This is a genomic window from Achromobacter sp. CSND-B12 (assembly GCF_052906545.1).
Genome location: NZ_JBREGJ010000001.1, coordinates 1082508 through 1105396 on the forward strand (window position 1 = coordinate 1082508; position 22889 = coordinate 1105396).

A 22889-nucleotide genomic window follows, 5' to 3' on the forward strand; every position below is an offset into this window, starting at 1 on the left:
AAATCGTTGCGGAACTATAGCAATTTATTTCGTTCGCGGCTGACGCGCTTACATGTGCCACGCCCCCGCTGTCGCGCCCTAAGGGCCATTCCCTATTGCGCCTCATGAGGCCTCCACGATGCCGTCCGCGGTTTCGCCCTGGCCGCCGCCCAGATGCAGTTTGCGCATCTTTTCCCACAGCACCTTGCGGCTGATGCCCAGGGTATTGGCGGTGTCCTGGCGGCGCCAGCCGTTGACGTCCAGCGCCGCCAGGATGCGGGCCCGTTCGGCGCGTTCGGCATCGGTGAAGACGGGCGGTTCGCACTGCGTGCTGGCGCTGGCGGCGGCCAGCGCGCCCGGCCCGCGCAGCGGCTCGGCGAGCTGATCGAAGATGCGTTCGATGCGCGGCCGGTCCCAGGCCTGGAACTGGCGCCGCACGATGGCCACGCGCTCGGCCACGTTGGACAGCTCGCGCACGTTGCCGGCGTAGCGAGTGCGCGCCACGCGCTCGATCAGCCAGTCCGGCGGTTCGCCCTCGGCGCCCAGCCGTTCGAGCAAGGCGCGGAAGATCGCCGCCTTCTCATCGGGGCCGCGCTGCTCCAGGTTGGGAATGCGCAGCTCGATCACCGCCAGCCGGTAATAGAGGTCGGCGCGGAACTCATCCTGTCCCACCAGGACGCGCAGGTCCTTGTTGGTGGCCGCCACCAGGCGGAAATCGACGGGCACTTCCACCGTCGAGCCCAGCCGCGTCACCGCGCTCTGCTCCAGCACGCGCAGCAGCTTGACCTGCTGGTACAGCGGCAGGTCGCCGATTTCGTCCAGGAACAGGGTGCCGCCGTTGGCCTGCTCGAAGTAGCCCTTGTGCGCGCCCACCGCGCCGGTGAATGCGCCCTTGGCATGGCCGAAGAAATGCGCCTCGAACAGGCCTTCGGGGATGGCGCCGCAATTGACCGCCACGAACGGCCCGTCCGACCAGGCGGCGCGATCGTGCAGCAGGCGCGCGACGCGTTCCTTGCCCACGCCGGTCTCGCCGTGGATCAGCACGTTGCTGCGGCAGTCGGCGAACATGTCGGCCTCGGCCAGCAGCGCCCGCATCGGTTCGGACACCGCGATCAGCGGCTGCTCGCGGCGCGGCGCGCTGCGGCTGAACTGGTCCAGCGTGCCGAGCAGCTCGAACAGCAGCTTGCGCAGGTCCGAGGTGGTGAAGGCCAGCGGCAGCGTGTAGGAGTATTCGGGCGGGTAATAACGCGGATCGCGGCCGCGGGCCTCGGCCGCCACCCAGATCACCGGCATCGCCTGGCCCGACAGCCAGTCGTAGCCGCTGAAGCGGTTGTCGCCCATGACCGAGACCGATACCAGCGCCACCGCAGGCCGCGACGGATCGCGCGGCGGCGGGAAGGCGGTGCCGGCGTCGGCCCGCACCAGCGAGACATCCATGCCGGCCAGGCAACGTTCAGCGCGGCTGGCGATGTCGGAGGTGCCTTCCCAGACGTAGACGTCGAACTCTTCGCGCGCGAATTTCTGGGTCATGGCGACCCTCGCGCCGGCCGGGGTTGGGCGGAAATCATGGGCTTCATCATCAGTACACCAGACGGGGCTTGCCGCAGTCCACCGACAGCAGCGATACATCGGTTTGGCCGACGCTCAGGCCAAGCAGGTCCAACAGCTGCTGCAACAGGCTCGACAGCATGCCCAGCAGCGGCTGCAGCAACGTCACCACGATCGACAGCACGCCGCCCACCTGGTTGCTGCCGCTCAGCGCCAGCGTGGAGACGCCGTTGATGCGGCATTGGCGCAGGGCGTCCGGCGTGAAGGTCAGCGCGCAGCTCAGGTCGCCCAGCGGTGCAAACAGCAAGGAATTGAGCAGGTTGCCGACCACCTGCAACGTCCCGCCCAGCAAGCCGGTCAGGCCGCCGGTGGACATGCGCTGGCCCAGCTGGTTGAGCGCGGTCGAGGACCACTGCATATCGTTGACCACCTGCGAGATGGATTTGCCGGCATTGTTGCCACCGCCGCCCACCAGAGTGGTGGCCAGCCCCGTACGCTGCGCCGGCGTGAGCGGCGTGCCAGTACCGATCAGGTCGCCCAGGATGCCGCCGACCACGGCGTCGGCCAGGTTCGAGGCCAGCGCCCCCAGGTTGACTGAAGTGGCCGTGACCGTGGCCGTGGAATTGGGCGACGGAGGCTCCGTCAGCGTGACCGAGACCGGCGCGGTCGAATTGAAGATCGGCAGCGTGACCTTGCTCGTGAGCGGCAGCAGATTCAGCACGTTCAGCACCCGGTAGGGCTGGATCGCCGCGAACGAGCTAGGCTGGCAACTGTTGGTGAGAGACAGGAAATTGTTTTTCAGGTCGTCGGTGTCCGAGGCCATGCCCGGGAAGCGCCCCAGGCAGATATTGGCCACCGAGGACGTTACGTCGATGGTGGCCTGCGACTCGGTCAGCGGCGCCTGGCACAGCTTGGAGACGGTGCCGGTGGACTGCGCCACGTCGATGATGATGGGCAGGTCGATCCTGGTGCCGAGCGTGTTGGCCAGCAAGGGTCCGACCAGCGGAATGTTGCTGGTGTTGGCGCGCAGATAGACCCGGATGCCGGCGCTGGTGGCCTGCGCGCCGACGCCGCCCACGCCGATGGAAGGCGGCTCGACGATGCGCGCTTGCGCCTGCACTCCCAGCAACGGCACGTTCAGGCCCAGGTTCACCAGGTTCTGCCCATTGGCGATCACCAGCGCCGTCTCCAGCACGTTGAGCGCATTGACGTTGGCCTGAAGGGCGGAATTGATGTCGCCGCTCGCGAGGTTCAGATCGAGCACGCCGCCATCGCCGAACAGTTTCACCGGAATGTTGACCGGCATCACCTTCAGCACCTCGTCGATGGCGCTGCCCAGCAGGCCGATGCCGACGTTGGCGGTGTCGCCGGCCTTGTTCATCACCGTCACCGTGGCCCGCAGCAGCTGGCCCAGCGTCAGGTTGTTGAGCGCGGCCAGTTGCGCCGGCGTGCCGACGCCGGTGGCCACCGACACCGGCAGGCCCAGCGCTTCCAGCAGGCCGGACGGCGTGATGTTGACGCTCGCCAGGCCGGCGGCGTCAAGAATGTCCAGCTGCGCCGGCGTGGCGCCGACGGTGGCCAGCAGCTGCGACAGCAGGCCGCCCTTCTGCAGGCGCACCAGGCGCGAGCCGACCGTGAACACGGCCACCGGCCGCGTGCTGACCGCCACCGAGACCACCCGGACCGGCGCGCCGTCGACGACGATGTCCGGCAGCAGGCTGCTCAGAGTCTTGTTGACCGTGATGCGCAGCGCGTTCGGCGTCTGCCCGGCGGCCGGGTCGAACACGTACATGCCGCTGGCGTCGGCGCGCGTGCTGTCCCACACCTTGCATTCGACGGTGACGTCGTCCGCGGAAAACGTGTCGAGGATTGCGGGCACGTTGGCCAGCACCGCCGTCCTGCCGGCCTGCTGGGCCCGCGCGCAATCGGCCGGCGCGCCCAGGCCCAGCACCTGCACCGCCGACAGCGCGGCCAGGTCCGAGGCCTTTTGTATCTCGCGCTTCATGTAATAGGCATAGCCCAGCTGGGCCACGCCCAGCAGCACCAGGCCGACGATGACGGCGAAAACGATGGCCACGGTCATGCTGCCACGCTGTCGCACGGGAAACGCAGGACGTGAATGGGCTGGCATGATCGCGGCTCCGGGATTCGGTGGGACCGGCCTCAGTTGGTGTTTTCCGTTTCCACCCGCTTGGTGAACCACTCGGGAATCGGCCGGGTGAAGCTGTTCACGTAGCGGTTCCAGGCGGCGGTGGAGACCGCGCCCAGCACCGGCAGCGCCGCGCCCGCGCGGCGGCCATCGGCCTGGGCGGCCAGCAGGCCGCGCGTGATGTCGCCAAAGGCCTCGGGCGCCGGTTCGGCGGGGGCAGCCTGGGGAGCCGCCTGCGGCATCGGCGTCTGCACCTGCTGCACCACCGGCCGCGCCGGCATCTGCGCGGCCGCGGCCGGCGCGGCCGTGGGCGCCGTGGCGGGCACCGGGGTGGCCTGGGCCACGCCGCCGCCGCTCATGGCGCCGGTCAGGGGAGCGTTCGATTGCGCGCGGCCGGTCGCGGGCATGGCCGCCGCCAGGGCCAGCGCGAGGGAGAACGGAGCGAGGAAAAGGGTTCGGGACATGGTTGTGGTTCCTGAGAGCGCGCTAGCGCATGATCGGGCCGTTGCCCAGCCTGTCCATCAAGGGGCTCATGACGGGCATCACGAAACTGTCGCCGCGCGATACGCGGGTGGACGCGGCATCGGCCGCCGGCGCGGCCGCCACCGGCGCCGCCGCCTGGCTGCGGATCTCGGATGCCAGGCGCAGCACCTGGCTGCGCGCCTCGTCGCCGAGCTTGGCCCGGTCCATGACTTGCTGCGCCCGCGCCGGTTCGCCTTCCACCAGCAACAGCAAGGCCAGGTTGGCCAGCACCTTGCCGCTGTCCGGCGCCAGTTCGGCGGCCTGGCCGAGCGGCACGCGGGCGCCGGCCGGATCGCCGGCCCGCAGGCGCGCATAGCCCAGGTCGCCCAGGATGCGCGGGTCCATCGGCGACAGCTTGGCGGCGCGCGCGAAATAATCGGCCGCCTGGTCGAACTGGCCGCGCGAACCGGCGATCAGCCCGAGCCCGTGCCAGCCCTCGGCCGCCTGCGCGGTGCCGATCAAGGCGCGGTACGCCTGTTCGCTCGACGCGGTCTGCCCGGTCTGGCGCAGCGCTTCGGCGCGCAGCACCGCGATGCGCGGATCGTTGCCGAACTTCTGCTGGAACGCGTCGATGTATGCCAGCGAAGCGAAATAACGCTCCTGGCGCTGCGATTCGGCGATCATGGACAGCATCATTTCCGGCTCGGCCGGCTTGCGCCGGTTCTCCGCCTCGTCCTCGCGCTGGCGCATCAGCGCCTGCTCCTGCTGCTGTTGCTGGATCAGCTGCCAGGCGGTCTCGGCGTTGTTGGTCTGGCAACCCGCCAACGTCCCCGTTCCCGCGGCCAGCGCCGCCACCAGCATCCAACGCCCCGCGCGCCGCGCGCTGCCACGCGCCCTTCCCATGCCGCCCGCCATCACATGCCCCCCATGCGCGACAAGCCGCGCAACACCGCCACGAAGCCCGCGCCGCCGGTCACGATCAACAATGCCGGCAGCAGGGTCACGATCATCACCGCCGTCATCTTGACGGTGGTCTTGCCCACCTTTTCCTTCAATTCGAGGCGGCGCTTCTCGCGCAGCCGTTCGCCGAAACGGTTCAACGGTTCCTGCACCGCGCCGCCGTGCTGGTCGACCTGGGCGATCAGGCGGCAGATGGCCGACAGGTCGTCGTTGTCGAACCCCGCCGCCAGCCGCGCCAGCGACTGCTCGCGGGTGCGGCCGCGCACATACAGTTCGGACGCCAGCCGCAGCTCGTAGGCCAGCACCGGCAGCACCTGGGCGAATTCCTTGATCAACACCTGCAGGCTCTGGTCGATCGACAGGCCCACCCCCTGCAGCAGCCGCAGCAGGTCGATCAGCAGCGGCAGTTCGTTGGCCGCCTGCCGCCGGCGCCGCGACACGCGCCTGCGCACGAACCACTTGGGCAGCATGTAGCCGATGGCGAAACCGAAGAACGCCGCCACGAACAGGCCCAGCGACGAGCCGCCGATGCCGCGCCCCAGGTCCAGCGCCACCGCCGCCGCCGGCAGCAGCAGCGCCAGCGTGAAGCGCGCCACGATGAAGCGCAGCCGCGCCGTGCCCGGGTTCTCGTAGCCCGCCAGGTCCACCAGCTTGCGGTCCTCGCCAGCCAGCAGGGCCTCGGCGAAACGGCCTTCGCTCAGGCGCTTGCCGAACGAGTCGGCGGCGCGCGTGGCCGCCGCCAGGCGCCCGCCCTGCGCGCCGTCGGCCGGCGCGGCGGCCAAGGCCGGGACGCGGCCCTCGCGCGTGGCCAGGGCCTGGTCCACCACCTGGCGGCTGCGGTCCTGCCCGCGCAGGCGCCGCGCCAGGCTCAGGCCCAGGATCAGCATGGCGGCGGCGACCAGCATCAGCGCCACCGCCAGCACGGTCGAGACATTCCAGGATTGGATCGCTTGCATGGGAGCGCCCTCAGATGGCCTTGGCCATGCGATACAGGATGTACGAGCCGGCCACCTGCAGGCAGACCGCCGTCAGCAGCATCTTGAAGCCCAGCGGGTCGACCCACAGGCCCATGAAGAGGTCATTGTTGGCCACCATGATGAAGCCGGCGATGCCCAGCGGCAGCAGCGCCAGGATCCAGGCCGACAGCCGGATCTCGGCCGAGCTGGCCGACAGTTCGGCGCGCGCCTGGCCGATATCGCGCATGAACGCCGCCATGCGTTCGAGCACCTGGTCGCTGCGGCCGCCAAAGCGCAGCGCCACCGAGACCACCGCCGCCACCATGTAGAGCTCCTTCATGTCGTACTGGCGCGAAACCTGCACCAGCGCGGCGTCCAGTTCCTTGGCCGAGCGGCTCAGCGCGGCCGCGGTCTCGACCACTTCGCGCAGCGGCTCGTCGGTGCTGGCCGCCGCGGTCTGGAAGGCCGCCGCCATGCTGTTGCCGATGGTGACCAGGCGCACGATGTTGTCCAGGAAAGCCGGCAGTTGCGACACCCGCCGGCGTTGGCGCCGGTCGGCGCGCAGCCATAGCAGGAAATAGGCGAACACCGCCAACAGCACCAGCGTCACCAGCCCGGACAGCCAGCCCAGCAACGTCCAGGCCAGCAGCGCGCCGGCCAGGATCGGCAGCGCCAGCCTGGCGTAGAAGGCCGGGCTCTGGCGCACGCCGCCCTGCAGCAGCAGCATGTCCCAGCGCGAAAAGCCGCTGCGCAGGGCGCGCGAACCCTGCGCGAAAGGCATCTTGTCGCTCACCGGCGCGCCGCGGCTGCGCCGCAACTGGTCTTCCAGGAACGCGGAACTGGCGGCCCGCCGCTGGCCGCTGTTGGCGTGGCGCCACAGCAGCACCGCCGCCAAGGCCAGCACCAGCGCCAGACCCGCGACCACCCCGGCTTGCAGCATCAGCGTCTCCTGCTCCAGAAGCCGCCGCCGTCGGGTTCGGGCGGCGCGTTGTCGACAGGCCGCTGTTCATTGCGCAGCCTGGCCAGCTTGGGGGTGTGCGGATGGATGCCGAGCCAGTTCCAGCGGTCCTTCTCCTCTCCCTCGGGCGTGGCGAAGGCTTCGTGGCGGTACAGTTCCTGGGTCGAGATCACGTTGTCGCCCATGCCGGTGACCTCGGTCACCGACAGCACCCGGCGCTTGCCGTTGGACAGGCGGCCGATCTGCACGATGAAGTCGAGCGCGCTGGCGATCTGGCGCCGCAGGCTGTCCTCGCTGCCCTGGAAGCCGGCGAAGCCCGCCAGCATCTCGATCCGGTACAGGCATTCGCGCGGCGAGTTGGCGTGGATCGTGGCCATGGAGCCTTCGTGGCCGGTGTTCATGGCCTGCAGCATGTCCATGACCTCGGCGCCGCGCACCTCGCCCACCACCACGCGGTCGGGACGCATCCGCAGGCTGTTGCGGATCAGCTCGCGGATGCTGACCGCGCCGCTGCCGTCGAAGCCGCCCTGGCGCGATTCCAGCCGCACCACATGCGGGTGGTTCAGCGACAGTTCGGCGGTGTCCTCCACCGTCACCACGCGCTCGGTCTCGGGGATGAAGAAGGCCAGCGCGTTCAAGAGCGAAGTCTTGCCCGAGCTGGTGCCGCCGGACACCAGGATGTTGCAGCGGTTCTTCACCGCTTCGTTCAGCAGGCGGTAGATTTCCTCGTCGAAGGTGCCCAGCGTCAGCAGGTCGGCCGGCTTGAGCGGGTCCTGGCGGAATTTCCGGATCGACACCATCGGGCCGTCCACGGCCAGCGGTTCGATCACCACGTTCAGGCGGCCGCCGTCGGGCAGGCGCGCGTCCACCATGGGACTGGACTCGTCCAGCCGGCGGCCGATCGGCGCCAGGATGCGGCGCACGATGCGCAGCACGTGCTGGTTGTCGGTGAAGCGCAGCGTCTCGCGCGCCAGCACGCCGCGGCGCGACACGAACACGTTGTCGTAGCCGTTGATCAGGATGTCCTCGACCGCGGGGTCGGCCAGCAGGTCCTCCAGCGGCCCCAGGCCGGCCAATTCCTTGGTCAGGGCCTCGGCGATCTGCCGCATCTCGCCTTCGTTGATCGGCACGCGGCGCAGGCGCACGAAGCTGGCCACCTCGATGTCGACGAATTCCTGGATCGCCGAACGCGCCCAGCGGCCGAACTCCGCGCCCAGCTCCTCGATGCGCGAGAGCAGGTGCTCGTAGGCCGCCGTCTTCACTTCCTGGAAGCGGTTGGACGACGTGAAGCCCTTGTCGCCATCGCCGCCGAATTCTATGGTCGCTGTCATGATCATGTCGGTTCCGCCGCCGTCCGTTACTCGACCACCATGCGGCGATGCACGCCGGGCAGCCAGGTGGCCAGCCAGCTCGCGCGGCCGCCGGGGGTGTTTTCTTCCGCGCTCAGCTTCTCGGCCAGCGCCTGCACCGCACGCACGTAGATGTCGCGCTCGGCCTCCTCGTGCAGCAAGTGCCCCTGGTTGGTACACACCATCAGCGCCAGCGTGCGATCCGGCAGCGTGCCGACCAGCTCCAGCTGGAAGCGCTCGGCGATCTGCTGCGCCGTCATGCCGTAGCGCTCGTCGTAGCGGTTGACGATCAGGCCCAGGCTGCGCCGCTCCACGTGCAGTTGCTCCAGCTCCTGCAACAGTCCGGCCAGCGACACCAGCGCGCCCACGCTCTGGTCGGTGACGATCCAGTTCTGCTGCGAGGCGCGCGCCAGCCCGGCCACGAATTCGGGATTGGTGAAGCCGCCCGAATCGGCCACCACCACGCCGAAATGCTGGCGCATGCGCTCGAACACCAGCAGCGAATCCGATTGCGACACGTCGCGCATCTGGCCCAGGTCGCGCGGCAGCGCCAGCACGCTCAGGCCGTTGGGGGTATGCGACATGGCCGAACCCAGCAAGGTCGAGTCGAGCCGCCGCAGGTTGCGCGCGGCCTCGGCGAAGTCGAAGTCGCCGCCGATGTTCAGGTACAGCTGGCAGTCGCCCACCGGCCAGCCCAGGTCCATCAGGGCCACCCGGCTGCTCAGCGGCAGATGGCTGCCGGCGTCGGCCGCGGGCTTGGCGGCCTTGGCGCCCGCCGCCGCTGCGCGCGACAGGTGCTGCTGCTTGAGCCGGTCCTGCACCATGCCGGCCAGGTGCACCGCCAGGGTACTGGTGCCCACGCCCGGACGCGCGCCCAGCAGCAGCACGCTGCGGCGCGAGCCATCCATGCGGCCGCCGCTGACCGGCACGTCCAGCAGCCGCTGCACCACGTCCTTGACCTCCTGCGGCGCCACGGTCGGGTCGACGAAATCGCTGACGCCGGCACGCAGGGCCGCGATGGCGCCTTCCGGCTGGCTCAGCAGGCCGACCGCGACCCGCGGAATCGCCGGCGCGATGCGGGCCAGCAGGCGCGCCAGTTCGGCCGACTTGAACAGCTTGCCCGGCTCGTCCTCGCTCAAGGTGAAATCCAGGAACACCACCTGCGGTTCGATCTCGGCCAGGCGCCTGCCCAGTTCTTCGACGCCGGGCACTTCCTGGGTCAGCAGGCCCATGTCGCCCAGCGCCTGCCCGAGCTGCGCGGCGACGCCGTCGCCCTTGGAACAAAATAGAAACCGGTTGCCGTTCTGCAAGCCAACCCACTCCCTGGCATGTGTCTTCATATCGCTCACCGTGAGAAACCCGGCATTTGCTGCCCGCCGACAGGGCCCATCAGGTAATAGCCCCAAGCGTTGAACGCGGTATCGGCCGCTTCCTGTTTGGCCCCCGGCAACGGCAACGTCACGCCGCGCGCAATGGGCCGCACCAGGCGCGGCGTCACCACGATGACCAGCTCGGTATCCTCCTGGGTGTAGTCGACACTGCGGAAAAACGAGCCGATGATGGGCAGGTCGCCCAGCATCGGCACTTTGTTGACCAGCGCCCTGGTCTGGCGCGACACCAGGCCGCTGACCACGAAGCTTTCGCCATCGCCCAACTCGACCGTGGTGTCGGCGCGACGCGTGCGCAGGGCCGGGATCAGCGTGGTCGAATTGGTGCCGTTGGACACCGCGATGGCGTTGCTGTAGTCCAGCTCGCTGGCTTCCGGCGCCACCTTCAACGCAATCCGCTCGCGCGACAGCACCGTGGGCGTCACCGTCAGGCCGATGCCGAACGGCTTGAACGTCACCGTGGTGGTGCCCAGGCCGCCGGCCTCGGGAATCGGCAGTTCGCCGCCCGCCAGGAAGCTGGCGCTCTGGCCTGTCAAGGCGACCAGCGTCGGCTCGGCCAGCACGCGCGCCATGCCATTGTTCTGCAGCAGGCGCAGGCGGGCGCTGAAGTCATTGGAGTCGTAGAACAGCGAAAAGCCCGAGGCCAGGGCCGCTCCCTTGTTGAATCCGAGCGGCGCCGGGAAGCCGTCCGGGGTGATCGAATTGGTACTGCCCCACGGGCCGCTGCGGCCGGCGAAACTGATGCCGGCCTGCTTCATCACCGAACGCGACACCTCGACCACCTTGACTTCCACCTGCACCACGCCGCCGGTGCCGGCGGTCGATACGTCGACCACGTTCTTGTCGCCCACCGCCGCGCCGGCCGCCGCCACCGAGGCCTGGTGCGTCAACGGCGATTCGGCCTGGCCCGACACCACCGCGCGCTCGCCCGCCACGTCGACGTTGGCGCCGCCGGCCACACCCCGTCCGGCCATGACCTGCTGCACGTTGCCCGCCACCCGCACGGTCCAGACCTGCGGCGCGGCGTTGGCGCCGGTCCAGATCTGCAATTGGGTGGTGCCGGCCTTCTTGCCATACAGCAGCACCGACGCCTGCCGCTTGCCCGAGGCCGCCAGCACCTTGACGTCGGCGACATCCGGATCGCCGATGGCGATGCGGACCGGCGCGCCGTCCAGCATGAGCGCCTGTTGGCCCTTGACGGCAACCGCGATGTCGCGGGCCGGCGCGCTGGCGCCCGCCGCCGGGGAGGTCTGCGCCAGGCTGGCCGCGCCGCAGGTCATTGCCGCTGCGGCCGACAGGACGCAGATCAGGGTGGTGCGCTGAAATCTCATCATTGTGCTGGATCTGGTTTGACAGGTTAGGTCCAGCCGCGGGCGGCACCTGGCCACGCGCAGCCACGTTTCAATAGCGCACGCGCTCGGATTTGTCTCCTCGCAATATTTCGACGCTGCGCCCGCCGCCACCGCCGGTGGCGCGGACCGCCGCGGGCCTGGCCGCCGGCGTCGTGCCCTCGAGCTGCGCCAGGCTTTCGCCGGCGTAGGCGCGGTTCGGACCGCTCTGCAGCAAGGCGCGCTGCTCGGGCGTCAGGTCCGGCCGCGGCGGCAGCACGGCGCCGCGCTGCGCGAACAACTGCGTATCGGGCCCGCCGTCATCGCCGACCGGGCGCAAGGCCAGTTGCAGGCGGCCGGAGCGGCCCGCCAACAGCAACTCGCTGACCTGCTCGACCGGCACCGCCAGCACCGCGGTCCTGGCCGGCTGGCCCGGCGGGCCCGGCAGCGTGCCTTTGTCCTCGGGGCCGTCCACCGACGCCGTGCCATAGGCCAGCACGCGCACCCGCGACTGCAGCAGTCGGGCCTGTCCGGCCTGGATCTCGACGCCCTTCTCCAGCAGGAAGAACACGTCCACCAGGTCCCCCGGCGCGATGCGGTTGCCGCCGCCCACCACTTCGTCCACCGCGATCGCCACCGCGCGTTCGCCCGGCTTGAGCTGGCGGCCCAGGCCCTGCGCCAGCATGCTGGGCAACAGCGGATCGCCCGCGGCGATATCGACGCGGGCATAGGCGCCCTGCAGCGGCGCGGGCGAGCTGTAGCTGCCCGACAGCGCCACCTGCCATTGGTCCACCTTGAGCATCCTGGCGCCGTCGATGCGGGTGCCGGCCGGGATCGCGGCGGCAGCCACCACCACTGGATAGCGCTTGGCCGGCGGCTCGGCCGGCGCGCTCGCCTGGGTGGCGACCGGGCTGGCCGGGGCCGGTGGCGGGGGGGAAGGCTGCGAGGCCAGGCGCCACGCCACGAACGCCAGCACCAGGCCCGCCGCCAGCAACACACCCGCGATGATCTTGCTCAGGCTGCTCATGGTGTCCCTTGCGAAATTTGCACGATGGCCTTCGATGACAGGCGGGTCGGAATCCAGTTCTTGTCCGTCCCGGGCAACATGGCAATCAGGGCCTGGAAGGTCGACAGCACCGGCCAGTCGTCCACCTTGAAAGCCATGGTGACCGTGGCGCACGTCGCCGTCTTGCCCTCCGCCCCCTCCCAGGAACATTGCGCATTGGTGGTCGAGCATGCCACCGCCGATCCGGCGCCGAACACGCTCATCGCCGCCGCACAGGCCACGGTCGGCACGTCCGCCTGGCCGGCAAAGCGCGCATGGACCGCCGCGCGCGCGCCTTCGGACGCGGCAGATGCCAATTGCTGCTGCATCCAGAACAGCACGCCATAGCCGACCACGGCGCAGACGAACATCAGCAGCATGGTCACCGTCAGCGAAAACTCGAGCGTGGCGATGCCGCGTTGGACACGCCGGCGGCCGCGGGGCTCATCGGGATCGCGGTGCCTGTCCATGTCAATTGCTCCCGTCCAGCGCATTGCCCAGGTGGACCGTGGCGCGGGCCGTCAACACACTCGAAGGCGGCATCAGGGCCTGGGCCAGCAACGGCAGATTGGGGATCAGCGGGTTGGCGCCATAGGGGTAGCTGACCGTGACTTCGATCTGGTCGGCGCTCAACGGCAAGCCGCTGCAGGTGCCCCCGCCGGTGCTGCTGAGCGTGCCGCCGGGGCCGCACACCGCCACCGCCACCGCGGCCGAGGACATGGCGGTGATCCAGCCCGAACGATCCAGCGCCGTATCGCGGCCGGCATTGGCGCGCACTGCAAGGGACGCGGCGCCCGGCTGCCACTGCAGGACCTTGCGGGCGCCGTCCTGCGCCGCCAGGGTGACTGAATGCTGGGCGGTGAAGACCAGTGCGTACGTCAGGATCGCGTAGAACACCAGGAAAAACACCACGAATACCAGGCCGAATTCAAGGGAATAAGCGCCACGCTGAGCGCGGCAACGCCCAGATAGGCGCCGTACGGCGTCTGGCGGGCCCGAAGCGGCAGCGCCCGGCTTCGGGAAAGAAACAGGTACGACAAGGCATGCAGGCCGGCCAGCAGGCTGGCGGCCACCAACGTCATCACCAGCGGCGCGAAGCCCGCCAGCAATCCGAGGATGGCGATCGCCTTGACGTCGCCCGCGCCCATCAGGCGCCGGCTCCAGAGCGGAAAGAACGGCAAGGCCAGCGCGAATCCGGCCAATGCCATGGGCCAGCCGGCCCAGCGCGGCGGATACCCCCATGCCGGCGCCAGCCATGCCGCCAGCAGCCACAGCGCCTGTCCCGCGAAGCCCGCGACGATAAGCGTGTTGGGTACGCGGCGATAGCGCAGATCGGTGTATATCAACACCAGATTCCAGCATGCGAACAACAGCCACCACAGCACTTCCCCTGGATACAAGGCAGGACCTTCCGACGGTTTCGGTTTCAATGCGGCAATACATGGTCGCGCGGCCCCCCGGGAGCCGATGCGCGCAACGCCGTCAATCCACAACCGCCCGAAATCGCCGCGCGGGAAGTGTTGCCAACATCAGCTCCGCGCCAGGCGGGGCGGGGACCCGGCCTTCCGCGCATGCCTGGCTGGGACCAGGCCCGTCGGATCGGCCGGGGCCTTCGGCCTCACGTGGACGCGGCGGCCAGCTTTGCTTGCAGCGACGTGAACAGGTCGCCGAGCGCGCCCGTGAATGTCGCCAAAGCCGCTACCAGCGCCACCGCGATGGTGCCCGCGATCAGGCCGTATTCCAGGGCGGTGATGCCTTCTTCTTCGTTCCAGAACTGCGCAAGTTTCGCTTTCATGTCGAGCTCCTGAGGTCTCGCTTGATAATCGAGCCATGCCGCGGGGCGGCAGTGGCCCCCTAAACCCGGTGCAAGCGGCGCGCTGGCATGTTCCACGCCCGCGCGCTTCCGGGGTACTCAGGCCGCAAAGGCCCTTGACTCACCCTCAACCCGGCCCCAGCGTGGAGCCGGGCGCCCTGCCCCCCTCCGCCGCCGGCGCCGATTCAATGATCGAATCGATACGTTGCGCAAGGCGCGCGCGGAAACGGCGCGAGGCCCGCTGCAAATGCCAACGCATCACCAGCAGCATGACCACCGACAGCGCGAACGCGATATACGGCAGCATCACCCCGCCGATCTGCATGCTGGAGAATTCGCGCGGCGTGGTGCAGACCACCGTGCCGGCCGCCACGCCCGTGTAATGCATGCCGCACACCGCCACCGCCATCAAAATGGCCGCGGCGGCGCGCTGAAACTCATTCTGCGTGTTGAAGGCCAGCCACAATGCGGCTGACGCGGCAATAACGGCTATGAGCACCGATAAAACCACCATCGGCAGATTCCACATGAATACCGCCGGCATGCGCATGGCGCTGATGCCCACATAATGCATGGCCGCCACGCCGAGACCGGCGGCCAGGCCGCCCACCAGGCAGCGCATAAATGTGAAACGGTCGCGGCCGACATACCAGAAGGCCCAGCCGGAAAAACCGGCGGCCACCAGGAAACTGAGCGCCGTCAATCCCGTCTGGTAACCCACCTCGAACGGCAGCTGCTGCGCCTGCATGCCGATGAAATGCATGCTCCAGATACCCACCCCGCCCATCGCCAGCGCGCCGATGATGATGTAACCGATGCGGATCTCGCCGTCCCGCGTTTCCGCCCGGATGCCCACCGCGGCAAGCAAGGCGACGTAGGAGCCGAGGACCGCGATCAGGAACGACAACGCCACCAGCCCGGCATGGAACGACAGCGGAACGATATCGCCCGGGTTCATGCGCGGCCCCTGCGAGCCGGCCGCCGGCAGACGCATCTCGCGGGCCGGCATACGACGATTCTGTTGCGGTCATCCTGGTCCATCTTGCGGACTCCCGAAAGCCTGTAAACCCGATGTGTTTTGAAACGTTTATATAGTCTTATCTATTAACAATTAATACACATCAGGGTTTATACCAGTATTCGCAATGCTGCGACAGCTTACTTGTAACGAATACCCGGAAATTAGCCAGCTTCATTTTCAAATACCCCGGAAAACCCGCGATCAGGCGCCGTCCGGATTGCCTTTCATTGCGCGCTGTTGTTATATCCACGTTTCCGGCCAGTCACAATGAAATAAATTGTCATTGGCTTGCCGCGCTGGCAACATACCGCCTGAACGACGCGCACGGTTTAACTCCTTATAAAGCGGCCCCATTCAGTCACGCCCTTATTCAGGTATTTATCTTCGGCCTGTTTAAACGGCGTCAGCGGCAAACGAGAGACCACCAGGCATGAGACGTACGCTTCCCGCAAGTCCGCTTTCCCTTGCCCTTTTCTGCATGCTGGCCGCCGTCGGCGCGGCGCGGGCCGACGGCCCCTTGCGCGGCAATCCGGTCGATGCCATGCCGCAGATCGAACGGCCGCCCGGCGCCACCCAGCCTCCCCCGGTGGTACAGGCCGCCACGCCGGAACAACTGGCGCTGCAGGCGCGGCTGGCGCAACGCATCGTGCCCCGGCATTTCGATGTCACGGGCGTGCACGAAATGCCGTTCGAAGAGGTATCCGCCCTGCTCGCGCCGCTCTCGGGCAAGGAGATCAGCCTGGGCGAACTGGTGCAGCAGGTCGACAAGATCACGCAGTTGTACCGCGACCGCGGCTATCCGCTGTCGTTCGCGCTGGTCCAGAACCAGAGCTTCGCCAACGGGCTGGTGGTCGTCACCGTGGTCGAAGGCTATATCGGCACGGTGCGCATCGAAGGCGATATCGGCAACGCCCAGGACCGGCTGGAATCGTTGGCCGAGCCGCTCAAGCAGGAGAAACCGCTGAAGCAGGCCACGCTGGAGCGCGTGCTGAACCTGATGCGGACCGTGCCGGGCGTGAAGTTCACGCCTTCGCTGGACCTGCCGCGGCGCGCCGACGGCGCCACCGAACTGGTGCTGGCCGCCTCGCGTCAGCCGGTCAGCCTGACCGGCGGCGTGGCCGACCTGGGCACCGGCATGCAACCCCTGGTGAACGCCGCCACCAACAGCCTCACGCCACTGGGCGAGCAGGTCAAGCTGACGGCGTCGATCCCGTTCAATACCGACGACGTCAAATACGTGTCCGGCGAGATCCGCGTGCCGCTGGGCAACGACGGCCTGGCCGTCAAGGTGGACGGCTATCACTATGACGCGCGGCCCGAGGACGAGGCGATCGAGTACCTGGGCTTCAATCGTCGGGTCAAGAACGACCGCATCGGCATCGGCGTCAGCTATCCGTTCCTGTTGAACAACACCCGTTCGCTGACCGGCACGCTGGGCGTCTACGCCGCCAACTCCAAGGATCGCTACGAAGCCAAGAATTCCGATCGCTGGCTGCAGCAGGATTCGCAGGTGCGCGCCGCCAACCTCGAAATGCGCTATATCCAGGTGTCGGAATCCATGACGACCGACGTGACGCTGGGCGTGGCCAAGGGCTTCGACGCGGCCGGCGCGAAGAAGGAGATCAGCACCAACTATGGCTATTCCGCCGTTCCCGTCCTCGACCTGGATTTCACGCGCTACAACCTGAACGCCAAGCAGACCTTCGCCCTGCCAGCCCAGTTCGGCCTGACCCTGTCTGGCGCGGCCCAGTATTCCAGCAACATCCTGCCGTCGTCGGAGCAAGTGTCGTACGGCAGCTGGCGCTACGCGATGGGCTATCCGCAAGGCGAGCAAAGTGGCGACAAGGGCGTGGGGGTTTCCGCCGAAGTCAATCGCCGCTTCGGCATCGGCTGGGAATATCTGACGAATGTGCAGCCTTATGCGCTGATCGACTATGCGCGCACCTGGTACAACAATTCAGGCTTGCAGCAATTGAATCAGCGTCACCTCTCCTCGGTGGCGCTGGGGCTGCGCTTTACCGACGACAAGTACTACCTGTTCGATTTCAATGTGGCCAAGCCTATCGGTTCGGCGACGGTGAACAACGACCGCGACCTGCGCTTCAACGCCAATTACTCGCTGTATTACGACGCATTCTGATTGGGCATCCATGCCTGGGTGTCCATATACCCGTCCGCCACCACGCCTGTTTCGACAGGCGTTTTTTTTGGCCTGTTCCATACACCGCGTTACGTAACGTGGCCCGTAACGTAACGGCTGTTACCCCCTTCGGCGTAACATTCGCAGGTCAGGCGTGATCGTAAAAATGGGGGATTCAAAACATTGGTACAAACCCTCTAATAGACAAATAACATATTGATTTAAAAGGATTTTTTAAGGAAAGAAAAATACCCCGCCGCGTTGCCGGACGGCATTCGAAAAATATTGGCACGGTTTATGCATGTAGGGATGTATCGGGCAGTTTCGACGCCTGACACTTCCCCCACAGGAGCTCGCCATGAATGCCAAGATTGAAACGCAGCGCGTACAACGTATTCTGACCTCCACCGTCATGGCGGCCGCTCTGATGAGCGCGCTGGCCGCATGCGGCGGCGGTGGTGGTGGCCACAAGAGTTCGGCTTCCCTGCCCGGCACGAATATTCCCACCAATCCCGGCGGTCCGAATAACCCGAACAACCCGAACAACCCGAATAATCCGAACAACCCGACCGATCCGGTCACGACCGGCTTGCTGCAGACCACGCTCGGCAATACCGGCGGCGCCGTCGACAATACGCTGCCGTTGAATCTGGGCACCACGCTGGGCGGCGTCGGCAAGGCGCTGGATCCCACCGTCAAGCCGGTGGTCGATACGGTGGTCGGCCTGACTCAGGAGATCGGCGCCACCACCGGCCTGGGCCAACCGGTCGACGGCACCGTCAAGCAGGTCGGCGGACTGGTGCAGGACCTGGGCACCACGGTCAAGGGCACCGGGCTGCCCGGCGGCCTGAGCAGCGGCGTCGGCGGCCTGGTCGAAGGCCTGGGCAAGACGGTCGCCAGCACCGGCGGCCTGCTCAATGCCGATCCCAAGAATCCGCAACCGCTGACCACGGTGCTGGGCAATGCCACCAACGCGGTGGGCGCCCTGACCGCCGGCCTGTCCGGCCAGGGCGGCCTGCTGAACCCCGTGACCCAATTGGTCGGCGGCGTGACCGGCGGCGTGCTGGGCGGACCGTCCAAGCCTTTGCTCGAACCGGCCCTCGGCAACGTCGGCAAGACCGTCGACAACGTGTTGCCGCTGGGCCTGCAACCGACCCTCGGGGGCATCGGCGCGGCGCTCGACCCGACGGCCAGCCCCCTGGCCGGCACGGTGGTCGGCCTGACCCAGCAAGTGGGCGCCACCACCAAGCTGGGCGCGCCGGTCGCCGGCCTGCTCAACACCCTGGGCGGCACCGTCAGCAACCTGGGCACGCAATTGCCCGGCGGCAACGTGGCCGGTTTGAATGGCGTGCTGCAAGGCCTGGGCGGCGCGGTCAGCAGTGCCGGCGGCCTGTTGAATGCCACGCCCGGCAACACCAACCCGCTCGGCAACACGCTGGCCAATGCCACCGGCGCGGTCGCCTCCCTGACAAGTGGCCTGGGCCTGGGCGGCGCGGTGGGCGGCAACAACGGCGGCCTGCTCAGCCCGATCACCGGCATCCTGGGTGGCGTGACCGGCGGCGCGGCGGGCGGTAACGGCGGCCTGCTGGCTCCGGTGACCGGCCTGCTCGGCGGCGTGACCGGCAACCTGGGCGGGGCCACGGGCGGCGCGGCCAACGGCGGCCTGCTGGGCGGCTTGCTGGGCGGCGTGACCGGCGCCACCGGCGGCACGGCCGGCGGCGCCACGGGCGCCAACGGGGGCCTGCTGGGCGGCTTGCTGGGCGGCCTGACGGGCGGCGCGACGGCCAGCGCGGGCGCGGGCGCCAGCGCCGGTGGCGGCGCCACGGGCACGGCCAGCAACGGCGGCCTGCTCGGCGGCCTGCTGGGCGGCGTGACGGCCGGCGTCAGCGGCGGCGCCAGCACCGGAGGCACCACCAACGGCGGCTTGCTGGGCGGCCTGCTCGGCGGCCTGACCGCCAAGAAGTAATCGACGGGATCCGTGAGGGAGCGACGCCATGCTGCAACAAGAAACCATCGTCCACCACGAGCATGTGACCGTGATGCCTGAATCCCGCAATAGTGACCTGCGTCCCGGAATGCTTGACGATATCGCCCTGATGCTGGGCCGGCAGTTCGCCGTGTACAACGCGGCGTGCCAGTCGGCCCTGGCGGAGAAACTGGGTATCCCCCTGGCGGATCTGAAAGCGCTGGAACTGGTGATGGAGTTCGATGCCCTGCCCACCGGGCAACTGGCCCAGCTGATGGGCATCAGCTCCGGCGGCGCCACCGCCTTGATCAACCGCCTGGAGGCGGCCGGCTATGTGCAACGCGGCCGCCATCCGCTGGATCGCCGCATGATCGTGATCCGGCCGGTCGAGGAGCAATGCCAGCAACTGGCCCAGGAACGCCAGTGGGTGGCCGAGGCGGTGGTGTTGATGGCCCGGCGCTACGACGCCGGCGAGCTGGAAGTGGTGCATGCCTTCCTGGCGCAATGTGTCCGCGCCCTGCGGCACGACACGCTGGTCTGGCTCGAAACCCGCAACGCCCACGACTGAGCCGCCCAGGCGCGCGCATGCCGCGCCCCGATCCGCCAGGATCGGGGCGCGGTTTTCATTCGGGCGCGCCGAATTGCAGCCGCGGCACCGCGTCGAGCAGCCGGCGCGTCATGTCCTGGCGCGGCGCGTGCAGCACCGCGTCGGCCTCGCCCAGCTCGACGATGCGGCCGCCGTCCATGACCGCGATGCGGTCGGCCAGGTACTCGACCACGCCGAAATTGTGGGTGATGAACAGGTAGGCGATGCCCAACTCGTCCTGCAGCTCGCGCAGCAGGTCGAGGATCTGCGCCTGCACCGAGACGTCCAGCGCCGAGGTCGGCTCGTCGCAGATCAGCACCTTGGGTTCGACCGCCAGGGCCCGGGCGATGGCGATGCGCTGGCGCTGGCCGCCGGAGAACTCGTGCGGATAGCGCGCCAGCGTGTTGGCCGGCAGGCCGACGCGCTCGACCAGGCGGACGGCGCGGTCGCGTCGCTCGCGCGCGCCCATGCCGCGGCGCAGCGACTCCAGGCCTTCGTCGAGGATGTCGCCGACCCGCATGCGCGGATCGAGCGATGCGTACGGGTCCTGGAACACGATCTGGATGTCCTGGCGCAGCCGCTGCAAGCGGGCGCGGTCGGCGGTCAGCAGGTCCTGCCCCTGCAGCATGGCGCGGCCCGAGATACGGGCGCCGTCGATCAGGCGCAGCAGCGCCTTGCCGGTGGTGGTCTTGCCGCAACCGGACTCGCCCAGCAGCGCCAGGGTTTCGCCGGCACGCAGCGTGAACGTCACGCCGTCGACCGCCTTGACCCACGAGGCCACGCGCCGCAGCGGGCCCTTGCGCACCGGGTAATGGACCTTCAGGTCCTGCACGTCCAGCACCACGCCCGGCTCGCGCGGCCGCTTGCGGGCCGCGTCCTGCGCCTGGGCCGCGCGGCCGGCCTGGCTGAGAGGCACGCCGCGCTTTTCAAAGGTGGGAATGGCGTCGAACAACTGGCGCGCGTAGGGATGCTTGGGCGCGCGGAAGAATTCCTCGGCGCTGGCGCTTTCGACGATTTCGCCGCCGCGCATCAGGGCCACGTGATGAGCCACGTTACGCACCACCGCCAGGTCATGGGTGATGAGCAGCACCGCCATGCCGATCTCGCGCTGGATGCCCGCCAGCAGGTCCAGCACCTGCGCCTGCACGGTGACGTCCAGCGCGGTGGTGGGCTCGTCGGCGATCAGCAGCAGGGGTTCCGCCGCCAGCGCGATGGCGATCATGACGCGCTGCTTCTGGCCGCCGGAGAACTGAAATGGATAATCGTCCACGCGCCGCTCGGGCTCCGGGATGCCGACCCGCCGCAGCCAGTCGATGGCGCGGGCGCGCGCCGCGGCGCCGCGCAGCGGCGTGTGCGCCGCCAGCGTCTCGATGATCTGGTCGCCGACCCGCATGACGGGGTTCAGGCTGGTGGACGGTTCCTGGAAGATGATGCCGATGCGGCCGCCGCGCACGCCGCGCATGGCGCTCTCGGGCAGGCGGTTGAGGTCTTCGCCATCCAGGTCGATCTGGCCGCCGACGATGCGCCCGGCGTCCGGCAGCAGGCGCAACAGCGCCAGCGCCGTCATGCTCTTGCCGCAGCCGGACTCGCCCACCAGGGCGAAGGTCTCGCGCTGCGAGATGGCCAGCTGCAGGCGCTTGACCGCGTGCGTCATGCCGCTGTCGCCGGCGATGTCGACGTCCAGCCCGCGCACGGCCAGCAGGGGCGTGTCCTGGCGGTTATCCTGCTGGCTCATGGCGCGTCTCCCGATTTGGTGGCGCGGGCATCGGCCGCCAGCGCGGCGCCCGGACGGCGGCCGAACCAGCCCATGCCCGGCAGGCGGCCCGGCTTGTAGCGGCGGGTGCGCGGATCGAAGGCGTCGCGCACCGCGTCGGCGAACAGGTTGGCGGCCAGCACCAGGGCCAGCATGAAAAGAAACGCGGTCATCAGGTTCCACCAGATCATCGGGTCGCGCGACATTTCCAGGCGGGCGCCGTCGATCATCGAGCCGAACGAATTCATGCTGGGATCGACGCCGATGCCCAGATAGGACAGCACCGCCTCGTACAGCACCAGGCCGGAGAATTCCAGCACCACGGTGATCAGCACCAGGTGCGCGACATTGGGCAGCAGGTGGCGCGTCATGATGCGCCAGTGCGATACGCCGAAGGCGCGCGCGGCCTGCACGTATTCCAGCTCGCGCAGCTTGAGCGTTTCGGCGCGCAGCAAGCGGCACAGCCCGGCCCAGCCGGTGAAGCCGAGGATCATGCACAACAGGAACAGGCGCAGGTCGGCGCGCGCCGCGGAGGTGTCGAACAGCTCGGCGTGGTTGTCGATGTACACCTGCATCATCAGCGCGCAGGCCGCCACCAGCAGCACGCCCGGGATCGAGGTGATGGTGGTGTAGAGATACTGGATGGCGTCGTCGATCCTGCCCTTGAAGTAGCCCGCCGCGATGCCGAAGACGATGGCCGGCGGCAGCATCGCGAGCGTGGTCAGGCTGCCGATGACGAGCGCGGTGCGGATGCTCTTGAGCGCCTGCCACAGCACGTCGTTGCCGATGCGGTCGGTGCCCAGGGCGTGGTAGCCGCTGGACAGCCCGGCCAGCGCCCCCGCCACCAGGCACAGCAGGGTGAAGGTGATGGCCATGGCGCGCCACGGCACCTCGGCGCGCCCGCCCAATAGGGCCTCGGCCGCCGCCGACGCGCCGCCGCGCCGCGCCAGGCAGGCGAACAGCAGGCCGGCGCCGATCAGCGCCACCGCCAGCCCCGCCGCCAGGCCCAGGCCCAGCCGGTAGTAGACGTCGCCCAGGTGGTCGCGGTCGGGGTCGGCCAGGTGCGTGCCGGCCGCCCGCAGGCGCGGAAAATCGCGCACCGGCTTGTCGTCGACCAGCAGGGTTTCCTTGGTGAACTGGCGCACCGCCAGCGGACTGGAATAGGTCTTCTCGGGCTGGGTCAGCACGCTGCCGCGCAACAGGCCGTCCAGCGCCGACTTGACCGCCGGCGCGTAGACCGGCGCGGCGTCGGCGGCCGCGCCCGGCGCGGGCGGCAGCTGCGGCCGGTAATGGACGGAATCGAGCAGGCCGACCAGCGCGAACGCCGCCAGCACCACCGCCGAACACATGGCCGGCGTGTCGCGCGCCACCCGCGCCCAGGTCGAACGCAGGTTCGGGCTGCGCCGCACCCGCCAGGCGTAGGCCAGCGCGCCCAGCACCATGAGCCACAGCGCAATGTCGGTCCAGAGGAATACGAACTTGGGCATG

Annotated in this window: 20 protein-coding genes; 3 read left to right on the forward strand and 17 right to left on the reverse strand. The window is 68.7% G+C overall.

The window, feature by feature from the left end; all coding sequences use genetic code 11:
* Window positions 1–102: 102 nt before the first annotated feature.
* From ACUTAG_RS04815 to ACUTAG_RS04885, 15 genes are all read right to left on the reverse strand, one after another.
* Window positions 103–1509 (reverse strand): sigma 54-interacting transcriptional regulator, encoded by a 1407-nt coding sequence (locus ACUTAG_RS04815; protein ID WP_020928798.1) that lies wholly within the window; start codon window positions 1507–1509, stop codon window positions 103–105.
* 49 nt (window positions 1510–1558) lie between these two features.
* Window positions 1559–3658 carry a pilus assembly protein TadG-related protein gene (locus tag ACUTAG_RS04820; RefSeq protein ID WP_035200038.1) on the reverse strand — a complete coding sequence of 700 codons (2100 nt, stop codon included), beginning with the start codon at window positions 3656–3658 and terminating at the stop codon, window positions 1559–1561.
* A 32-nt stretch (window positions 3659–3690) separates the two neighbouring features.
* Complete coding sequence (locus ACUTAG_RS04825) at window positions 3691–4140, reverse strand: DUF3613 domain-containing protein (RefSeq protein WP_020928800.1); 450 nt, start codon at window positions 4138–4140, stop codon at window positions 3691–3693.
* A gap of 22 nt (window positions 4141–4162) precedes the next feature.
* Window positions 4163–5041 (reverse strand): tetratricopeptide repeat protein, encoded by an 879-nt coding sequence (locus tag ACUTAG_RS04830; RefSeq protein WP_035183272.1) that lies wholly within the window; start codon window positions 5039–5041, stop codon window positions 4163–4165.
* A gap of 11 nt (window positions 5042–5052) precedes the next feature.
* The gene (locus ACUTAG_RS04835; RefSeq protein ID WP_024069805.1) at window positions 5053–6054 is read right to left on the reverse strand and encodes a type II secretion system F family protein; all 1002 of its coding nucleotides are present in this window, start codon (window positions 6052–6054) and stop codon (window positions 5053–5055) included.
* A gap of 10 nt (window positions 6055–6064) precedes the next feature.
* Entirely contained in the window at window positions 6065–6994 is a 930-nt protein-coding gene (locus tag ACUTAG_RS04840; protein ID WP_020928803.1) for a type II secretion system F family protein, read from the reverse strand.
* The gene (locus tag ACUTAG_RS04845) at window positions 6994–8349 is read right to left on the reverse strand and encodes a CpaF family protein (protein ID WP_006387776.1); all 1356 of its coding nucleotides are present in this window, start codon (window positions 8347–8349) and stop codon (window positions 6994–6996) included. Before ACUTAG_RS04845 ends, ACUTAG_RS04840 begins: the two co-directional genes overlap by 1 nt.
* Window positions 8350–8369: 20 nt before the next feature.
* Window positions 8370–9710: a MinD/ParA family protein gene (locus tag ACUTAG_RS04850; RefSeq protein ID WP_045953278.1), complete on the reverse strand. Its 1341-nt coding sequence runs from the start codon at window positions 9708–9710 to the stop codon at window positions 8370–8372.
* Window positions 9707–11083 carry a type II and III secretion system protein family protein gene (locus ACUTAG_RS04855; RefSeq protein ID WP_102949860.1) on the reverse strand — a complete coding sequence of 459 codons (1377 nt, stop codon included), beginning with the start codon at window positions 11081–11083 and terminating at the stop codon, window positions 9707–9709. The genes ACUTAG_RS04850 and ACUTAG_RS04855 overlap by 4 nt, the downstream gene beginning before the upstream one ends.
* A gap of 67 nt (window positions 11084–11150) precedes the next feature.
* On the reverse strand, window positions 11151–12104 hold the full coding sequence (cpaB, locus tag ACUTAG_RS04860; RefSeq protein ID WP_020928806.1) for a Flp pilus assembly protein CpaB: 954 nt from the start codon (window positions 12102–12104) through the stop codon (window positions 11151–11153).
* On the reverse strand, window positions 12101–12592 hold the full coding sequence (locus ACUTAG_RS04865; RefSeq protein ID WP_006387772.1) for a TadE/TadG family type IV pilus assembly protein: 492 nt from the start codon (window positions 12590–12592) through the stop codon (window positions 12101–12103). The genes cpaB and ACUTAG_RS04865 overlap by 4 nt, the downstream gene beginning before the upstream one ends.
* Before the next feature lies 1 nt (window position 12593).
* A complete protein-coding gene (locus ACUTAG_RS04870; protein WP_020928807.1) occupies window positions 12594–13019 on the reverse strand; it encodes a hypothetical protein in 426 nt (141 codons plus the stop codon).
* Window positions 13001–13507, reverse strand: coding sequence for an A24 family peptidase (locus ACUTAG_RS04875; protein ID WP_006387770.1), 507 nt, complete (start codon window positions 13505–13507; stop codon window positions 13001–13003). Before ACUTAG_RS04875 ends, ACUTAG_RS04870 begins: the two co-directional genes overlap by 19 nt.
* A 233-nt stretch (window positions 13508–13740) precedes the next feature.
* Window positions 13741–13917, reverse strand: a complete 177-nt coding sequence (locus tag ACUTAG_RS04880; RefSeq protein WP_006387769.1) for a Flp family type IVb pilin — start codon at window positions 13915–13917, stop codon at window positions 13741–13743.
* A gap of 145 nt (window positions 13918–14062) precedes the next feature.
* Window positions 14063–14893, reverse strand: coding sequence for an MHYT domain-containing protein (locus ACUTAG_RS04885; RefSeq protein ID WP_148318656.1), 831 nt, complete (start codon window positions 14891–14893; stop codon window positions 14063–14065).
* 493 nt (window positions 14894–15386) lie between these two features.
* On the opposite strand from ACUTAG_RS04885, the gene ACUTAG_RS04890 reads away from it, so the two are divergent.
* The 3 genes from ACUTAG_RS04890 (at window position 15387) to ACUTAG_RS04900 (ending at window position 19630) form a co-directional block, all read left to right on the forward strand.
* Window positions 15387–17096: a ShlB/FhaC/HecB family hemolysin secretion/activation protein gene (locus tag ACUTAG_RS04890; RefSeq protein WP_035183252.1), complete on the forward strand. Its 1710-nt coding sequence runs from the start codon at window positions 15387–15389 to the stop codon at window positions 17094–17096.
* Between the two features lie 358 nt (window positions 17097–17454).
* Window positions 17455–19062, forward strand: a complete 1608-nt coding sequence (locus tag ACUTAG_RS04895; protein ID WP_148318484.1) for a collagen-like triple helix repeat-containing protein — start codon at window positions 17455–17457, stop codon at window positions 19060–19062.
* 28 nt (window positions 19063–19090) lie between these two features.
* Window positions 19091–19630 carry a MarR family winged helix-turn-helix transcriptional regulator gene (locus tag ACUTAG_RS04900; protein WP_006387765.1) on the forward strand — a complete coding sequence of 180 codons (540 nt, stop codon included), beginning with the start codon at window positions 19091–19093 and terminating at the stop codon, window positions 19628–19630.
* Between the two features lie 55 nt (window positions 19631–19685).
* Here the strand turns inward: ACUTAG_RS04900 and ACUTAG_RS04905 are convergent, their stop codons facing one another.
* Both ACUTAG_RS04905 and ACUTAG_RS04910 read right to left on the reverse strand, forming a co-directional pair.
* Window positions 19686–21383 (reverse strand): ABC transporter ATP-binding protein, encoded by a 1698-nt coding sequence (locus ACUTAG_RS04905; RefSeq protein WP_054472775.1) that lies wholly within the window; start codon window positions 21381–21383, stop codon window positions 19686–19688.
* Window positions 21380–22888, reverse strand: coding sequence for an ABC transporter permease (locus ACUTAG_RS04910; protein WP_024069812.1), 1509 nt, complete (start codon window positions 22886–22888; stop codon window positions 21380–21382). Before ACUTAG_RS04910 ends, ACUTAG_RS04905 begins: the two co-directional genes overlap by 4 nt.
* Between the last annotated feature and the right edge of the window lies 1 nt (window position 22889).

Excerpts from the sequence above, each read along its gene's own strand:
- ACUTAG_RS04815 (WP_020928798.1), bottom strand. The coding sequence starts at position 1,509 with ATGACCCAGAAATTCGCGCGCGAAGAGTTCGACGTCTACGTCTGGGAA.
- ACUTAG_RS04820 (WP_035200038.1), bottom strand. The coding sequence starts at position 3,658 with ATGCCAGCCCATTCACGTCCTGCGTTTCCCGTGCGACAGCGTGGCAGC.
- ACUTAG_RS04825 (WP_020928800.1), bottom strand. The coding sequence starts at position 4,140 with ATGTCCCGAACCCTTTTCCTCGCTCCGTTCTCCCTCGCGCTGGCCCTG.
- ACUTAG_RS04830 (WP_035183272.1), bottom strand. The coding sequence starts at position 5,041 with ATGGGAAGGGCGCGTGGCAGCGCGCGGCGCGCGGGGCGTTGGATGCTG.
- ACUTAG_RS04835 (WP_024069805.1), bottom strand. The coding sequence starts at position 6,054 with ATGCAAGCGATCCAATCCTGGAATGTCTCGACCGTGCTGGCGGTGGCG.
- ACUTAG_RS04840 (WP_020928803.1), bottom strand. The coding sequence starts at position 6,994 with ATGCTGCAAGCCGGGGTGGTCGCGGGTCTGGCGCTGGTGCTGGCCTTG.
- ACUTAG_RS04845 (WP_006387776.1), bottom strand. The coding sequence starts at position 8,349 with ATGATCATGACAGCGACCATAGAATTCGGCGGCGATGGCGACAAGGGC.
- ACUTAG_RS04855 (WP_102949860.1), bottom strand. The coding sequence starts at position 11,083 with ATGATGAGATTTCAGCGCACCACCCTGATCTGCGTCCTGTCGGCCGCA.
- cpaB (WP_020928806.1), bottom strand. The coding sequence starts at position 12,104 with ATGAGCAGCCTGAGCAAGATCATCGCGGGTGTGTTGCTGGCGGCGGGC.
- ACUTAG_RS04865 (WP_006387772.1), bottom strand. The coding sequence starts at position 12,592 with ATGGACAGGCACCGCGATCCCGATGAGCCCCGCGGCCGCCGGCGTGTC.
- ACUTAG_RS04880 (WP_006387769.1), bottom strand. The coding sequence starts at position 13,917 with ATGAAAGCGAAACTTGCGCAGTTCTGGAACGAAGAAGAAGGCATCACC.
- ACUTAG_RS04885 (WP_148318656.1), bottom strand. The coding sequence starts at position 14,893 with ATGAACCCGGGCGATATCGTTCCGCTGTCGTTCCATGCCGGGCTGGTG.
- ACUTAG_RS04890 (WP_035183252.1), top strand. The coding sequence starts at position 15,387 with ATGAGACGTACGCTTCCCGCAAGTCCGCTTTCCCTTGCCCTTTTCTGC.
- ACUTAG_RS04895 (WP_148318484.1), top strand. The coding sequence starts at position 17,455 with ATGAATGCCAAGATTGAAACGCAGCGCGTACAACGTATTCTGACCTCC.
- ACUTAG_RS04900 (WP_006387765.1), top strand. The coding sequence starts at position 19,091 with ATGCTGCAACAAGAAACCATCGTCCACCACGAGCATGTGACCGTGATG.
- ACUTAG_RS04905 (WP_054472775.1), bottom strand. The coding sequence starts at position 21,383 with ATGAGCCAGCAGGATAACCGCCAGGACACGCCCCTGCTGGCCGTGCGC.
- ACUTAG_RS04910 (WP_024069812.1), bottom strand. The coding sequence starts at position 22,888 with ATGCCCAAGTTCGTATTCCTCTGGACCGACATTGCGCTGTGGCTCATG.